12 protein-coding genes and 1 pseudogene are annotated in these 17366 nt (G+C 43.8%); 11 read left to right on the top strand and 2 right to left on the bottom strand.

Features of this window, described 5'->3' with window-relative positions; translation table 11 throughout:
• The first annotated feature begins 90 nt into the window (after positions 1-90).
• From QUA54_RS24520 to QUA54_RS24490, 7 genes and pseudogenes are all read left to right on the top strand, one after another.
• Positions 91-231 carry a hypothetical protein gene (locus tag QUA54_RS24520; protein WP_333185540.1) on the top strand — a complete coding sequence of 47 codons (141 nt, stop codon included), beginning with the start codon at positions 91-93 and terminating at the stop codon, positions 229-231.
• Between the two features lies 1 nt (position 232).
• A complete protein-coding gene (locus tag QUA54_RS24515) occupies positions 233-526 on the top strand; it encodes a transposase family protein (RefSeq protein WP_333416692.1) in 294 nt (97 codons plus the stop codon).
• Positions 522-923 (top strand): transposase family protein, encoded by a 402-nt coding sequence (locus tag QUA54_RS24510; RefSeq protein ID WP_333416691.1) that lies wholly within the window; start codon positions 522-524, stop codon positions 921-923. Before QUA54_RS24515 ends, QUA54_RS24510 begins: the two co-directional genes overlap by 5 nt.
• Positions 924-933: 10 nt before the next feature.
• A pseudogene (locus QUA54_RS24505) lies at positions 934-1110 on the top strand (transposase); the annotation flags it as partial.
• A 30-nt stretch (positions 1111-1140) separates the two neighbouring features.
• Entirely contained in the window at positions 1141-1461 is a 321-nt protein-coding gene (locus tag QUA54_RS24500) for a hypothetical protein (RefSeq protein WP_333416682.1), read from the top strand.
• A 197-nt stretch (positions 1462-1658) separates the two neighbouring features.
• Positions 1659-7148 (top strand): AAA family ATPase, encoded by a 5490-nt coding sequence (locus tag QUA54_RS24495; protein WP_333416681.1) that lies wholly within the window; start codon positions 1659-1661, stop codon positions 7146-7148.
• 219 nt (positions 7149-7367) lie between these two features.
• On the top strand, positions 7368-7787 hold the full coding sequence (locus QUA54_RS24490; RefSeq protein WP_333185534.1) for a hypothetical protein: 420 nt from the start codon (positions 7368-7370) through the stop codon (positions 7785-7787).
• 180 nt (positions 7788-7967) lie between these two features.
• Here QUA54_RS24490 and QUA54_RS24485 read toward each other — a convergent pair whose 3' ends face one another.
• On the bottom strand, positions 7968-8390 hold the full coding sequence (locus QUA54_RS24485) for a DCC1-like thiol-disulfide oxidoreductase family protein (RefSeq protein ID WP_333185532.1): 423 nt from the start codon (positions 8388-8390) through the stop codon (positions 7968-7970).
• Between the two features lie 140 nt (positions 8391-8530).
• Positions 8531-11596, bottom strand: a complete 3066-nt coding sequence (locus QUA54_RS24480) for a PAS domain S-box protein (protein ID WP_333416680.1) — start codon at positions 11594-11596, stop codon at positions 8531-8533.
• A gap of 502 nt (positions 11597-12098) precedes the next feature.
• On the opposite strand from QUA54_RS24480, the gene QUA54_RS24475 reads away from it, so the two are divergent.
• The 4 genes from QUA54_RS24475 to QUA54_RS24460 all read left to right on the top strand — a co-directional run bounded on the left by QUA54_RS24475 (position 12099) and on the right by QUA54_RS24460 (position 17341).
• Complete coding sequence (locus QUA54_RS24475; protein ID WP_333416679.1) at positions 12099-13292, top strand: NAD(P)/FAD-dependent oxidoreductase; 1194 nt, start codon at positions 12099-12101, stop codon at positions 13290-13292.
• A gap of 368 nt (positions 13293-13660) precedes the next feature.
• Positions 13661-15577 carry a S9 family peptidase gene (locus QUA54_RS24470; RefSeq protein WP_333416678.1) on the top strand — a complete coding sequence of 639 codons (1917 nt, stop codon included), beginning with the start codon at positions 13661-13663 and terminating at the stop codon, positions 15575-15577.
• 91 nt (positions 15578-15668) lie between these two features.
• Positions 15669-16388 (top strand): HAD-IA family hydrolase, encoded by a 720-nt coding sequence (locus tag QUA54_RS24465; RefSeq protein WP_333416677.1) that lies wholly within the window; start codon positions 15669-15671, stop codon positions 16386-16388.
• 176 nt (positions 16389-16564) lie between these two features.
• Positions 16565-17341: an ABC transporter permease gene (locus tag QUA54_RS24460; protein WP_333185522.1), complete on the top strand. Its 777-nt coding sequence runs from the start codon at positions 16565-16567 to the stop codon at positions 17339-17341.
• Positions 17342-17366 lie beyond the last annotated feature (25 nt).

Raw genomic sequence — 17366 nt, 5'->3', positions numbered from 1 at the left:
ATGAACAGGCTTTCGGGCCTGTTCCACAAAAAACCTCTTGCAAAAGTCCCCAACGCCGGGCAATAGTAAGGTGATTGAGAGGAAAAACTGATGACTTACGAACAAGTGCAAAGTTTAAAGCCAGAAGCCTTCAAGCGATTCTTTGGCGTTGGGTCTACAACTTTTGATGAAATGGTGTCAGTAAAGCGAACAACAGCAACTTCAGAAACGCAAACCCGGTCGCCCGCCTAAACTGAGCACCGATTCCCAGGTACTGCTGGCATTACAATATTGGCGAGAGTACCGTACCTACTTTCACATTGCTCAAAGCTGGAACATCAATGAATCCACTGCGTTTAGGATCGTCAGACACGTAGAGGAAACATTAATTCGTTCAGGTCGGTTTAGCTTACCCGGAAAGAAAGCACTGCTGCAACCGGACTCAGTTTTAGAAGTAGTTGTGGTCGATGTGACCGAAAGCCCAGTCGAGCGTCCAAAAAAAAACAACCACAAGTGTTTTCCGGCAAAAAGAAGTATCATACATTGAAGTCGCAATTAGTGGTCAATCAAAAGACGGGAGCAATTATCTGCAGAGCTTCGTGGTAAAGGCAGAAGGCATTCCTTGTGACTATTCATTCTTCAGTAAAGTCAGGCTAGCCACTACAATTAAGCTTTGGCGTGACAAGGGTTATCAAGGAATTGCCAAACTTCATGCCAATAGTCAGATCCCTACTAAAAAGCCCAAAAGCTCTAATTTATCTCAGGTTCAACGGCAGGAAAACCGTACTCTGGCAAGCCAACGAATTATTATTGAACACGTTAATAGGAGGCTGAAAATTTTTCGGATTTTGTCGGAACGTTACCGAAATCGCCGACGTAGATTTGGTTTAAGCTTCAACCTGATTGCAGGCATCTATAACTATGAACTTAGCCTTACAGAATGACTTTTGCAAGAGGTCTATTATTCGTTTGCTAGATGAGATTATTGCTTACTTCGATTATAAGACTACGAGTGGTGTTGTCGAAGGCATCAACAATAAGCTCAAGTTGATTAAACGTTCTGCTTACGGATTTAGAAACTTTGAAAACTTCCGAGTTAGATGTTTGCTTACTTGGCAGTTTGATTGTTAGTTTAGCATACTAGCTAATGAAGAGCCAAAAATGTTGGACGTAAAAAGCACTCGCGACATCCGCTACGAACTCGTGAAAAAGCGGATCGAAAAAGCCGTTGACAAAGACGCACAAGAGCGGATTACCCAGCCGGGAATGTTAACGGTAGTTTATTCAACCGAAGACGAATGGGAAGAGTACCAACAATACTTGCGCTACTTGTCTCGCGAAGGTTGGGTAGAACCAAAAGTTCAGACGGGCACGGTAGAATCACAACAAGGAGTCAGCGGTTTGAAATTTGCCCGCGTCCGCATTTTACCGGAACCCGAATCAATTATTCATGTCAGTGAAGTTACGGTAGTAAACGATTGAAAATCAGCCTTGAAAATTTATTTAAGTTGGGAGTTGCACGTTGCGAGTCAACGTGCAACTCCCAACTTAAAGCGCCCATATTTGGTGTATTTTACTTGTGATGCGATTAAAAAATACACGATCGGGATCACACAAAGCCCAGGTAACTTAATGTTATAATAATGAGACTTAGATCCTGTTAATTTTTAAATTAACTTATGTTAACTTTCTCTGAATACCGCATCGACTCTATTCTGCACGAAGGCGTCGAAACAATTATCTATCGCGGACAGACACCAACTTATCGGTCAGCAACTATTCTTAAATTCCTGAAAGCCGAATATCCGACACTCGAAGCGATTACCCGCCTCAAACACGAATATCAAATCCGCAAAAACTTAGATAGCAAACACATCGTTAAAGCCATCAGTCTCGAAACCTTTGACCACCGATTAGGACTGGTTTTAGAAGATTTTGGCGGGGAATCTCTCGGACAAGTGCTCGAGCAACAAAGGCTGAGTGCGATTCCCTTCGGGATAGCTTCGCTTCACGAAATTTTAAACATCGCCGTCCAAATCGTCAAAGCCTTAGAATACCTGCATCAAAATCAGATTATTCACAAAGACATCAAACCCAGCAATATCATAATTAACTCGCAAACAAAACAAGTAAAAATCACCGACTTCGGCATTGCCACAAAACTGAACAAAGAAAACCCGCAATTTAACAATCCCAACTCCGTCGAAGGCACATTAGCTTATATGTCTCCCGAACAAACCGGGAGAATGAACCGCACCCTCGACTACCGCACCGATTTTTATTCTCTCGGAATTACCTTGTATGAAATGCTGACAGGTAAACTGCCTTTCCCCAGCAGTGACCCCTTAGAAATAGTTTACAGCCACATCGCCAGACAACCAATTTCACCGCATCAGTTGAATTCACAAGTCCCCGCCGCAATCTCAGAGATAGTGATGAAATTGATGGCAAAAAATGCCGAAGATAGATATCAAAGTGCAGCCGGGTTGTTAGCAGATTTAGAAATTTGTTTGCATCAGTTAGAAACGACTGGCAAAGTTTCCGATTTTACCCCCGGACGCTTAGATATTCTCAGTCAGTTATTAATTCCCCAGAAATTGTACGGTCGGGAAAATCAAGTCAACCAACTATTAGCAGCATTTGAACGAGTAGGCGGGGGTTTAACTAACAATTGCTTAGAAAAATTAACAACTTTTCAAGAAAAGTTTCCCCCATCCGGCACAAATGAACTGATGCTAGTATCTGGTTATTCTGGTATCGGTAAATCAGCAGTAGTTAATGAAGTTAGCAAACCAATTACTCGCTCAAAAGGTTACTTCATTAGCGGCAAATTTGACCAATTTAAACGAAATATTCCTTACGCATCATTGATTCAAGCATTTAACTCGCTACTGCGCCAGTTGCTAACAGAAAGCGCTGCTTCTATAGAAACATGGCGGACTAAAATTTTAACAGCTTTAGGAACAAACGGTAAAGTAATTGCCGATGTAATTCCTGAACTTGAATTAATCGTTGGCAAACAGCCAGAAGTCCCAGAAATCGGCCCTGTAGAATCGCAAAATCGCTTCAATCGAGTATTCAAAGAATTTATTCGCGTTTTCGCGCAAAAAGAACACCCGCTAGTGATTTTTTTAGACGATTTGCAGTGGGCAGATTCAGCAACATTAAAGTTAATGCAAATACTGATAACTGACCCTGACCAGCAATATTTGTTGCTAATCGGTGCTTATAGAGATAACGAAGTTAGTCCCACTCATCCTTTAATTCAAACTCTAGAAGAGATTGAAAAGACGGGTACGGTTGTCAACAATATCGTGCTGCAACCGCTGGATTTAGAAAATGTGATTGAATTAATCGCTGAAACACTTAACACTTGCAGAGAAAAAGTAAATAATCTAGCCGAGTTAATCTGCAATAAAACGGGTGGCAATCCTTTTTTCTTGACGCAACTACTCCAAGCACTTTATCAAGAAAATCTTTTAAAATATGACTTTAGTCCCATGATATCTCCCGTTACCAATGAAGAAGATAAAGGGGGCTGGAATTGGAGTATCGATGAAATTCAAGCCATTGGAATTACCGATAAAAGTGTGGTGGAACTGGTAGCCAGCCGCATTGAAAAACTCCCCGCAGCCACGCAAAAAATGTTGAAATTAGCAGCTTGTGTGGGGGATAAATTTGCTCTAGATGTGCTGTCACTTGTCAGAGAAGAGTCAGCTAATACTACAGCCACTGAACTTTATTCAGCTTTGCAAGCAGGGTTAATTCTGCCATTGAGCGATGCTTATCGGATTCCTTTAGTTTTTAATCGAGCCGAATCAATTAATCTCAAATTAGATACTTCGCGGGTTAGTTATAAATTTTTGCACGATCGCGTCCAGCAAGCCGCATATTCCCTAATTCCCGAAGACAAAAAGCAATCCACCCATTTAAAAATCGGTCAATTACTGTTACATAATACTCCACCAGAAAAGCTCGAAGAAAACATCTTTGATATTGTCAATCAGTTGAATGTCGGAATTGACACGATTAGCCAGTCAGTCGAAAAAATTGATTTAGCAAGATTAAATTTAACGGCTGGACGCAAGGCAAAAGCCGCGAGTGCTTATGAAGCTGCTGTTAGGTATTTGCGGGTGGCTATGGAATTATTGCCAGCGGATTGTTGGCAAAGTCAGTATGACTTAACATTAGCAATTTACGAGTCAACAGCCGAAGCTGAATACTTAAACATCAACTATGAAAATTCAAAAAAACTGGTCGATATCGTACTGGAAAAAGCTAAAAATTTACTGGAAAAAATGAATGTTTATGAACTTCAAATCCAGTCTTACAATGCTCAAATTAGACTTGTAGAAGCACTAAATACAGGACTGGAAGTGCTGAAACTGTTAGGCATTTCTTTTCCTCAAAACCCCAACGCGCTAAATATTGTGGCGGGACTGATCAAGACAAAACTGAGCTTGGGGTTGAAACGAATTGAGGATTTAGCTAACTTGCCAGAAATGACAGATCCCAATCAACAAGCAGCCATGCGGATTTTATCAGGGATTATCAGCACTGCTGTTCAGGGAAAACCCCGCCTGGTACCGCTGCTGGCATTTAGGATGGTCAACCTGTGCATTAAATATGGCAATTCGCCTTATGCAAGTATTGCCTACCTTTATTATGGCGTAGTTATGTGCCGGCTAGGGGACATTAGTTTGGCATACCAATGCGGTCAACTGGCCATTAGGATGTTAGACAAATTTCCATCCCGTTCAATGAAAAGTAGAGTTTATACACTCTTGGGTTGTTTTATTCTACACTGGAAAACCGAGCTTAACTCAGGATTAAGCGTTCTCAAGGAAGGTTTTCAAACAGGGATGGAAACTGGAGAATTGGAGTATGCGAGTTATTGTATAGGTCAATATTGCTTCAAAAAAATGTCGATAGGAGAGCCTCTAGATTTGGTGGAGCAGGAGACTGGTAAATATATGAAAATAATGCAGCAATCTCAACTAGAAATGGCTGTACAGTATCTAAGTATAGGCAGGCAGACAGCCCTCAATTTGCGCGGTCAAGCTGTCGAACCCTGCCATTTAGTTGGTGATAAATTTAATGAAGTTAAAACGCTCCCCGTTTTAATAGAAGCTGAAAACTTTTTTTTAGTGTGTTTGGTTTATCATGCCAAAACTCAGCTTAATTTTATCTTCAGAAACTACGCGAAAGCCTTAGAAAATTCAAGGTTATTTGAAAAATATGAAGAAGCCGTAGCCGGATTTTATGTGGTTTCTCTGAATAATTTTTACTCTTCTATAAGTCTTCTCGCTTTGTATCCCCAAGCTGAGAAAGGGGAGCAAAAACAATATCTGAAAAAAGTGCTGCGAAACCAAAAGAAGATGAAAAAATGGGCAGTTGATGCTCCGATGAATTATCAACACAAATACGACTTGGTAGCAGCCGAGAAAGCGCGAGTGTTGGGGAAAAATACCGAAGCAATGGATTTGTACGATCGCGCAATTTCTGGATCTGCCAAAAATGGTTACATTCAAGAGGAAGCATTAGCCTATGAATTAGCAGGAGAATTTTATCAAGCTTTGGGTAAAGAGGTAGTTTTTCAAGCATATCTGACTAAAGCCTATTATGGATATATCAATTGGGGAGCCATAGCTAAAGTTAAACACTTAGAATCAACACATCCTTTCTTAGCAGCACAGACGCGCACAATTAAAACCCCAACCCTCGATTTCACCCGCACTACCACTGGAAATACTACCAGTAGTAGTTTAGGCGATTTCTTAGACTTAGCTACTTTTATTAAGTCGGCGCAAGTCCTTAACGGTGAAATTGTTCTTGAAAAATTGTTGACAAAATTAATCAAAATTATTTTAGAAAATGCGGCGGCTCAAAAAGTCGTGCTGCTGCTGCTGAAAAACGATATCCTCTGCATAGAAGCTACTGGCAGTTTTGCGGAGGATAAAGTGACACTTTTACCGTCTATTCCCGTAGAAAATCGTCAAGATGTACCCCTGTCTGTGATTAATTACGTACACCGCAGTCAAAAGCATCTGGTTTTAGACAATGCGACTGTCGCCGAACCTTTTAAGGTGGACACCTACATTCAGAAATATCAACCAAAATCAATTCTCTGTTTGCCGATGATTTATCAATCTCAGCGGCGCGGAATAATTTATCTAGAAAATGCTGTGACGGTAGGAGCTTTTACAGCAGAAAGAGTAGAAGTATTCAAAGTGTTAATTTCTCAAGTTGCTATTGCCGTAGAAAATGCTGGTTTGTACGCGCGCGAGCAAGAGAAATCTCAACAGTTAGAAAAATCTTTCAATGAACTGCAACAGGCGCAACTGCAACTGATTCAAAGCGAAAAAATGTCGGCTTTGGGCAACTTGATTGCAGGGGTTGCTCACGAAATTAACAATCCGCTCGGTTTTATCGCGGGTAATATTGATGCTGCTGCTGAGGCCAGCTTAGATTTGATTGATTACTTGCAACTTTACCAAGAAAAATTTCCTAATCCTGGAGATGAATTAGAGGATAAAGCATCGGAGATTGATTTAGAATATTTGGTGGAAGATTTGCCAAAAATGCTTTTATCTATGAAATCAGGTACAGAGCGCATCCGCAATATTAGCACGTCTTTGCGTATTTTTTCCCGCGCTGACAGTGCGAATAAAGTGTCAGCAAATATTCATGAGGGCATCGACAGCACTTTGATGATTTTACAGTATCGCCTGAAAGCTCAAGATACTCGCCCCGCAATTAAAATTATCAAAGAATACGGAAATATCCCGCCAGTTAAATGTTATTTTGGGCAACTGAATCAGGTATTTATGAATTTGTTGGCAAATGCGATCGACTGTTTTGAGGAATCCAATCAGGGCCGCACTTACACTGAAATTCAAGCTTTACCGAATACGATCGCCATTATTACTCATGTCTCCGAGGATAACCAGAGCGTGGTGATTAAAATCAAAGATAACGGTCAAGGGATGTCATCGGAGGTCAAATCTCAAATATTTGACCATTTATTTACTACCAAAGGAGTAGGAAAAGGTACGGGTTTGGGGTTGTCTATCAGCAAGCAAATTGTGGAAGAAACCCACGGCGGTAAACTCAGTTGCGAATCGGTGCTGGGAGAAGGTACGGAATTTGCGATCGCCCTGCCGCTTTGATAAAATTTATTCCGCACCCTTAAAGAATCACTCATTGCCAATTGTTTAATCTAAAATCTAAAATCTAAAATGTATGACTTGTGCTTAACACACACTTGGAAAATTGTCAATTCCTAAATATCTATCAAATAGTCCACAGTTCACTGTTTAAAGCAGGCAGTATGCAGTTACATTGTTAGCTAAATCATGTAATAACTGTATTTGATAGGAGTTTTTCGAGTGAACGCTGCCGAACAAGCCAGAAATATAGAAGTTGCCAGCAAAATTGCTGCAGTTGTGAATTTATTCAAGTCCGAATTCCCGGATGCGAAAGTCGATTTGAAGCCTTGGATGAATGACGAGGATACCAGAGAACTTGTAGATCCAGATTCGATCGACATTGGCTTCCATTTCCCCGGTAGAAGCCGCTTGCTGCAAAGCCGCAGCATCTTGATTCAAATCCGATTTTACCAAGATCCGGTAGAAGGAAGCCGTCGGGCGATCGGGGTTGAGGCGGCCGGTTACGATCACACTGGTCAGCAGTGGCGCTTTTCCACCGTGGAGAATTGGAGTTTTCTCGGTGCAACCGAACCCGCTGCGGAGTCAGCCCAAAAGCTCAAAGACTTTTGCCGCGAGATATTCGCTTTGTTTAATAGTTAAGTTCCAGGGATGATAGCAGGGATTTGGCGCCACATCCTAAGTAAATTGATATCAATTATCTTGCACCATTGGTAATAATCCCTTGAGAAGCGTTGCTCAGAGCAACAGCCCACAATACAATTTAATTTTTGTGGAACAGGCCCGAAAGCCTGTTAAGCGAGAATGGTGCTTTAGAGTGAGTTATTTCACACTATCGCAATTGTCGATCGACCTACAGCCAACTGCATAAACAGATTTGTAAGTTGTCGATCGCTTGCCAAACAAAGTATAGCGGTTGTCGCGGACTTGTTCGTACACGCGATCGCCCATCCACTTCATCCCCGGCATTGCCCGGTAAGCAGCCACAAACACCTCACCTCCCGGCAGTATCCGCCCGATTTCCTCCGCCGCATCGCTGCCCTGCCAGCGCCGTTCCGGGGTGTTGCCATCTATCAAAATCATTCCCATTTCGCAGTCTTGAGACGTAATCCCAAAGCGATTTAATTGCTCTAAATCTTGCATGGGAATATACTCAAACCGCTGACCTTGGTCTAAGTTTTCTAGTAACTGTACCAAGGTAACGCAGAGATTGCAAGTGCCGTCGTAAATTACGTTATATTTCATTAGTTGACTGTTGACTGTTGACTGTTGACTGTTGACTGTTGACTGTTAGCTGTTAGCTGTTGACTGTTGACTGTTAACTAATGACAACTGACAACTTACTACTGCCAACTGACTAAAGACTAAAGACTAATGACTACTGACTACTGACTATTCGCCACAGGAATCTCGATCGCAAATTCCGTGCCTTGACCCGGTGCAGAATCGCACCTCAGCACACCGCCGTGCTTTTCCACCACAATTTGATAGCTGATAGACAGCCCCAAACCAGTACCTTTACCAGGTTCTTTCGTAGTAAAAAACGGATCGAACAGCCTTTTGTGAACATCTATCGGAATCCCCGGCCCGTTGTCAGCAATCCGAATCACAATATGAGAAGGATGCCGAATTGAATCATCAGAAACAGCAGAATCTGCCTGCCTCAAAGCATCCTGTTCATATTTTACATCAGTACAAATCCGCAGTGTCGGCGAAGGACAATAAGGAATAGGCGCCAGTTCCCCCTCCGCCCACTGTCCAGTCTCCATGGCCTCTTCCACAGCATCAATTGCATTGCCAATAATATTCATAAATACCTGATTCAACTGTCCTGCATAACACTGTACGCGGGGCAAATTTCCGAACTGCTTGAGCAGGGTAATTTTCGGATGTCCTGCCGTTTCTTTTAACCTATGCTGCAAAATCAACAAAGTGCTTTCAATCCCTTCGTGAATATCCACCTGCTTTTGTTCGGCTTCGTCCAATCGCGAAAAATTCTTCAGCGACAGCACGATTTGGCGAATTCGCTCTGCTCCCATTTTCATGGAATTTAACAGATTCGGTAAATCTGTGAGCATAAAATTCAAATCTATCTCTTCTATCTCTTGTTTAATTGCCGGTGTGGGTTGCGGGTATTCCTGCTGGTAAAGTTGCAGCATTTTTAGCAAGTCTTTAAAGTAATCGTTAGCGTGCATGACGTTGCCGTAAATAAAGCTAACTGGATTATTAATTTCGTGAGCAACGCCAGCGACTAATTGCCCCAAACTTACCATTTTTTCATTTTGAACCATCATGCTTTGAGTTTTATGCACGTCCCGCAGGGCTTTTGCCAATTCTTGATTCTTACTCCTCAATTGACTTTCGGAAAGCTGCACCGCTTCTTCGGCTTGTTTGCGCTTGGTAATATCTTTGCGAATTGCTACATATTGATGGGGTTCTCCGCTGGTATTTAAGCAAGGTACGATCGTAGTATCCAACCAGAATAATGTGCCGTCTTTAGCTTGATTTTTCATTTCTCCCCGCCAAACCTTTCCCTGGCGGATGGTTGACCAAAGCTTCTTGAAAAAATCTGCTGGGTGATAGCCAGAATTGACAAGTCTGTGGGTTTTGCCGATCAGTTCTTCTCGGGAATATTTAAATTGTTCGCAAAATTGATCGTTGACATAGGTAATGGCTCCGAATTCGTCGGTATTCGAGACAATTGCCGATTGATCCAAAGCAAATTTTTCAAATTCCAACTCTTTGAGAGTTTGGCGCAATTCTGCTTCGGCTTGTTTGCGATCGCTAATATCGGTAATCATCCGCAAAACCCCGGAAAATTCGCCCTCACCGTCGAACATTGGCGTCGCCGACACGATCGCCCACAAGTGAGATCCGTCTTTGCGAGTAAACTTAAAATCGTGGCGTTCGCGAATGCCTTCCCGCCTGCGCTGAACATAACTTTCAGCTATTTCCCTAGATTCGCAGTCGATAAACTCAAATAGCGATCGCCCCAGCATTTCCTCCACAGTATAACCCAGCATTTCGGCCATCCGAGAGTTAGCAAAAGTCGTGATACTTTCGCTGTCAAACATCCAAACGCCCTCCGAAGCTGTCTCGACAATGCAGCGGTAATAACTCTCGCTCTTCCTGAGCACTTCCTCTGTCTGTTTGCGATCGCTAATATCAGTGTGCACCGCTATAAAACCTTCGAGTTCCCCTGTTTCTTGATAAATTGGGGCGATCGAAAGCGCCACCCAATAACCCTTTCCATCCTTGTTGTAATTGTAAATTTCCTGATTAAACGGCACACCAGCAGCCAAAGCCGATCGCAGTTGAGCAATAGCTAGCGGGTCTGTTTGAGGGCCTTGCAATACATCACCCGGTTTTTTTCCCTGCATTTCTGCCAGCACGTAACCGCTAATCCGAGTAAATCCTTCATTCACCCATTCAATGCAGCCTTGAGCATCAGTAATAATCACACCATTTTGCGTTTTTTGAGCCACAATGGCCAAGCGCGACAATTCTGTTTCAGTTTTTTTGCTTTCCGTAATATCTTCAGCAATACCCAGAATGTACTTAGGCGCGCCCGAATCGTCAAACAAAGGAACTTTTTTCGTGTGCAAAATCCGCTTTCCTCGGTGCGGAAGTTCGATAGTTTGTTCGGGCAAATCGACGCCTTTTCTCGTTGCAAGGACTTCTAAATCTTGTGCTTGCAAGTAATTGGCATGATCTGACTCCAACAAGTCAGCAGCATTGTTTAAGAGCACTTCATCCCTGGAATAGCCAAACAATTCCTCGCTAGCAGTATTCCAATAAATAAATTTTTGCTCTACAGCATCTTTAATAAAGACGCTAATCGGCAGATTTTGCAGTACCGCATTCAGAAAATCTTTAGTGTTTCGCAGATCTTCCTCAGCTCGCTTTCGTTCCGTAATATCCAAAATTACTCCGTCGAGATAGACAACCCGACACAGAGAACTTGCGATCGGCGAAACCCGTGCTGCCAAAAATCCCTCAATTTCCCCTTCTATCTCTTGTCTTCCTCTAGCCTCGTCAGCCTCGCAGCAAACAGCTTGACCTTTTTCGTAAACCCAGCTAATTTCGCCGTCAGCCCGGACAATGCGATATTTAAGGATGTACGGAGTTCTAGTTGCTACACTTTTTTTGACAGTAGCATCCACATTTTTGCGGTCTTGAGGATGGATAATGCTGGAAAAAGAACGGACACGATCGTTGATAAAATCCGAAGATGGATAGCCTGATATTTCTTGAACGGCGTCGCTCAAAAATGCCATTGTCCGTGTTAATTCCCCGTCGGGGCTCGTACAGTCGCAGGTACAGTGGTAGACAGCACCGGGAATATTAGCTACTAAATTTTTATATTTTTCTTCGCTGCTTAGCAAAGATGAGCCGTCTTCGTTATTGCGATCGCCGTTCTTAAATTTAGAAGAATTCGAGGAAATTTGCATGATTTTTTTCACTTGTGAGTGCGAAAGCAAGTGTTAAAGTAGATGACCCTATAAAAAGTAAATTTAATTTCCGAAAAAATTCGTTATAAACTAATATAGTACAAAATTAGTTCTGCGAACATTCAGAAAATTTGAGGGTGGTTAATAGGTAAAGCTAATCAACGCTAGAAATGTAGAAAACTGTTCGGCAACGGATTTAACGGATGGATGTTGCACCATTCTCAATAAGGCTTTTAGGGGCGGGCTAGAAAATCCCACCCCACAAGAAATTCATTCTTTGTGGAAAACGCCCGAAAGCCTGTTAAGCGAGAATGGTGCAAAATGTGAGTTTAACGGATTTAACGGATGGATGTTGAGGTTTGAGGCAAAGAGGGAAGATTTTCCCACGCCACTCTCCCACCCCCACTCTCCTACTCTCCTACTCTCCCACTCCCCCACTCCCCTACTCTCGTTACAATAAGATAAGTTGCCTTGCTACCGATCGCCCCTCAAACAAAACACCATGACTCAACAACAACCCCGGATTTGCATTCTCGGCGGAGGCTTCGGCGGACTCTACACAGCCCTGCGCTTGAGTCAGTTACCCTTCTCCCCAACCGAAAAACCCGAAATTGTCTTAGTTGACCGCCGCGATAGATTTTTGTTCGTTCCCCTGCTGTACGAACTCCTAACCGGCGAACTCCAAACCTGGGAAATTGCCCCACCGTTTGCCGAAGTCTTGAAAAAGACAGGTGTGCGCTTTTGTCAAGGTACTGTCTCCGGCATCGATGTGGAGGAAAAGCGAGTGCAGTTGCACGACGGGCCAGAAATTCCGTGCGATCGCCTAGTTTTAGCTTTAGGCGGCGAAACCCCCCTAGATATGGTCAAGGGTGCGGTTGAATACGCTTACTCGTTTCGCACCCTCGATGACGCCTACCGCTTAGAAGAAAGACTGCGGTTTTTAGAAGCCAGCAACACCGACAAAATTCGGGTTGCGATCGTCGGCGCCGGTTATTCGGGAGTAGAATTAGCTTGTAAATTAGCCGATCGACTCGGAGACAAAGGTCGCGTGCGGTTAGTCGAGCAAAGCGACAAGATTCTGCAGACATCACCCGAGTTTAACCGCGAAGCCGCCACCAAAGCTTTAGACAAACGGAAAGTGTGGATCGACTTAGAAACAACAGTAGAGGCGATCGAAGCAGACACAATATCCTTACTTTACAAAGGACAATTAGATGTTCTCCCCGTAGACATAGTGCTGTGGACAGTAGGAACTCAAGTTAGTCAAGCAGTGCGATCGCTACCCCTCAAACAAAACCGCCGCGGTCAATTAACAGTCAATCCGACAATGCAAATTATCGACCATCCAGACATATTTGCCTTGGGAGACTTAGCAGAATGTCAGGATGCAACAGGTCAAAAAGTCCCCGCAACAGCCCAAACAGCCTTCCAGCAAGCTGACTATACCGCCTGGAACATTTGGGCATCCCTCACCGGCCGCCCATTACTTCCTTTCCGCTATCAGCCGCTAGGAGAAATGATGACATTAGGAGTAGACAACGCCACCCTAGCCGGTGTAGGAATTCAACTCGACGGACAACTAGCCCACATTGCTCGCCGTTTAGCTTATCTCTATCGGATGCCAACATTTGACCATCAACTAAAAGTTGGTTTCAATTGGATTAGCAAGCCGATTCAAGAGTTGCTTAAAAGCTAATCGATGCTTTTTCAAATAGATACAGCAGATTCTACGTTTATGAAGTACACCCCCGATCTATCGATACCCGTAGGGGCACTCCAAGAGTCCAATGCCTGTCAATTGAAGTCTCTTTCCCTCAGTCCGTTAGTCCGGCAGGGGTTGAAACCCCTGCCTCAAAGCTGAAGTCCTCTAAAAGAGGACTAATAGACATCTCCTAAAAAAATTCTGGAAGCCTGGCCGTATTTGGACAAAAACCTATTTTTGGGAGATGTCTAATGAATTATTCAGTCCTCTTTTAGAGGACTTTAGCTATTAGACAGGGAATTCATTCCCTGGCGGACTGGCGGGCGAGTGCGTCAGCTAGAGAATCTTAGCCAAAACAAACAATGCAAACTTCAACAGTTCAACCGCCAAAAACCGAACTTCCGCCCCTAATCGAGCGGGAAATTCTCTTCGGCAACCCCGAAAAAACCCGCCCCCAACTTTCACCCGACGGCAAGTATATCGCCTACATTGCACCAGATGAAAACAACGTTTTGCAAGTGCAATTGCGTACCGTCGGTCAAGCAGACGATCGCCAACTGACAGCCGATAAAAAACGAGGCATCCGCATCTTTTTCTGGACTTACAGCGGCGAAGAGTTAATTTACCTCCAAGATGCCGAGGGTGATGAAAACTGGCATTTGTTCTCAGTCAATATCCACTCAAATCAGGTTCGCGACTTGACACCATTTCAAGGCGTTCAAGCTCAGCCGATCGCCTTTGACCGCAACTTCCCCAATGAAATATTAGTGGGAATGAACATCCGCGATCGCAGCAAACACGACGTTTACCGCATCAACCTCAAAAATGGTGCCGTTGAACTCGACACCGAAAACCCAGGTAACATCGTCGGTTGGACTGCTGACCCTCAATTTCAAGTGCGGGCGGCCATAGCCACAACTACTGACGGCGGCTCAGAATTGCTAGGTAGGGAAACTGCCGACAAGCCTTGGGAAAGCCTGCGAAGCTGGGGCCCAGACGACGAAGGAGGTCCCTTCATGTTCTCAGAAAACGGCAAGATTCTTTACATCATTGGCAATCACGATGCTAACGCCGAACGTTTGATCGCATTCGACTTGGAAACGAAACAAGAAACTGCGATCGCCTCTGACCCAGAATACGATGTCGGCGATATTTTGATACACCCCACCAAGCGAGAGATTCAAGCAGTTTCCTTCTACAAAGACAAGCAAGAGTGGCAAATTTTAGATCAAAGCATAGCAGAGGATTTTGAGGCGATCGGCAAATTGGGTCCCGGCGAATTCTCCATCACCAGCCGCAACCTCGCCGATACCACTTGGCTAGTCGCTTACATCACAGACGACGGCCCAGTTTACTACTATGCGTTCGATCGCGCCTCCAAAACCTTCACCTTTCTGTTTAGCAACCAACCCAAACTCGAAGGGCTACCGCTATCATCAATGGAACCCATTTCTTACACCGCAAGAGATGGTTTAACCATTCACGGCTACCTGACAAAACCGGTTGGTGTCGCCACACCCGTACCGACAGTCTTGCTTGTTCACGGTGGCCCCTGGGCACGCGATACCTGGGGTTACAATCCACAAGCCCAATGGTTGGCAAACCGAGGTTACGCCGTTTTGCAAATCAATTTTCGCGGTTCCACCGGTTACGGCAAAGCCTTTCTCAATGCCGGCAATCGCGAATGGGGCGCTAAGATGCACGACGACTTGCTAGATGGGGTGAATTGGCTTGTAGAAACAGGAATTTCCCAACCAGATAAAATTGCGATTATGGGCGGTTCTTACGGTGGTTATGCTGCCTTAGTGGGATTGACTTTTAGTCCCGATGTTTTTGCCTGCGCCGTCGATATTGTCGGGCCAAGCAATTTGATTACACTGCTGCAAACTACTCCCCCTTACTGGGAAGCGCTGAAAGGAATGGAGTCTCACCGCATCGGCAATTTGGAAACAGAACCAGAGTTTTTGCAATCGCGATCGCCTTTATCTTTTGTCGATCGCATCCAGAAACCTTTACTAATCGGGCAAGGTGCCAACGATCCGCGAGTCAAAGAAGCAGAAAGCGAGCAAATTGTCAATGCCATGAAGCAAGCCGGCAAACCTGTAGAATACGTGCTTTATACAGACGAAGGACACGGATTTGCGCGCCCGGAAAATCGGCTGCACTTTTATGCGATCGCCGAAGAATTCCTAGCCAAATATTTAGGAGGAAGATTTGAACCTGCGGGCAACATTGGCAATCATTCTGGTGTGGTGAATCCGCAAACAACTCACAACTGAAAAAGTTTGTAGTGAGGGCTGAAGTCCTCAAACCTAAAATCCTAGGCAATCAGAACTAAAGTCCTTACTACAAACAAATAACAAATAACAAATGACCAAAGTAATTTTTTTAGACGCCGCCGGTACACTATTTGATGTTCGCGGCAGCGTCGGCGAAGTCTACGGAAAACTAGCCCAGAGTTTTGGGGTAACAGTTAAGAGTGAAGAGTTAAATGCAGCATTTTCCCAAAGCTTCGCCTCAGCAAGTCCGATGGCATTTCCAGGGATAGAAGCAGCCAAAATTCCCCAGCTAGAATTTGAGTGGTGGCAAGCAGTTGCCGCGAAAGCTTTTCAAATAGCAGGCGTTTTCCACCAATTTTCAGACTTTCCCAAATTCTTTGCCGAACTCTACGCTCATTTTGCCACCGCCGAACCTTGGTTCGTCTATCCCGACGTATTGCCAGCTTTAAATAAGTGGCAGCAACAAGGAATTGAATTAGCAGTAGTATCGAATTTCGATTCCCGAATTTATGCAGTATTAAAAGCACTCAATTTAGCTGAATATTTCACATCAGTGACAATTTCTACCGAAGCGGGTGCAGCAAAACCCCAGTCTCAAATTTTTACCGCTGCTTTGCAAAAGCACAACTGTATTGCCGAGAATGTTTTGCATATCGGCGACAGCTTCAAAGCAGATTATTGCGGTGCTAAAGCCGCTGGATTAAAAGCAATTTGGTTGAACAGACAACAGGAAAAAGTAGAATTAGCTAAATTGCCTTTAACAGAAACGAAAATAGAACAGTGCAGCAGCCTTGATTATTTAGCATTTTAACTTTACAATTTTAACTAACGTACACAATTTAATAAATCAATTATCTTTAAGGTGCGCGCTGCGCACCTTACGGTTATCTGTAGGGTACGCACGGAGTACCTTACCGTTATTAACTAACGTACAAGATTTAATACATCAATAGCTTTACCCCTATAGGGAGACAGTAGTACCAAATCATGAAAAAAACATCGCTGACAACTATATTAACAGACACAATCACCGTGTTTTGGGGAGAATGGTTAGATTTGCGAGTCCGAATCTTGCCAGTTGCCGCCGCTGGTTTAGTCTCCCCAGTCATTTACATTCTAGCTTTTGGTTTTGGCTTGGGAAGTTCCTTGCCTAAACCTGCAATTGGCAGCAATTATTTAGAATTTATGCTGCCGGGAATGGTAGCACTGTCATCGATGACAGTAAGTTTTACCGGCACAGTATTTTCGATTTGCGGCGAACGCCTTTTTACTAAAACATTTGAGGAATTGCTGTTGCTGCCAGTACACCCGATCGCATTGCACGCAGGTAAAATGCTAGCAGGAATATTGCGGGGAATGCTGACTTCAGTTTCTGTGATTTTAGTAGCAGTTTTGTTTACTCAAAAGCTCGTCTTTCTGAATCCACTATTTTTGTTAGTGATAATTCTCAACTCCGCTGTATTTGCGGGCCTGGGAGTGATAGTTGGGTTAACCGTAAAATCTCTGGAATCTGTGGGATTGTACAACAATTTTCTGATAACTCCGATGTCATTTTTAGGAGCGACGTTTTTCGACCCAGCGTCGCTACCCGTAGCCCTGAAAGGAATAGTATATCTGTTGCCGTTGACTTATGCCAGCATTGGATTGAGAGCCGCTGCTTACGATATGGCAAAGTTTCCTTGGTACAGCATACCTGTTTTGTTAGTGGCTGCGATCGCCTTTTCTTTAATCGGTGCCCGCCAATTTACTACCCAGCAAGACTGAAGAAAGCGATTAGTCATTGGTCATT

Origin of the sequence: Microcoleus sp. MOSTC5 (genome assembly GCF_036701825.1) — a bacterium.
GTDB classification, from domain to species: Bacteria; Cyanobacteriota; Cyanobacteriia; order Cyanobacteriales; family Microcoleaceae; genus Microcoleus; species Microcoleus asticus.
This window is presented reverse-complemented; position numbering and strand designations above follow the sequence as displayed.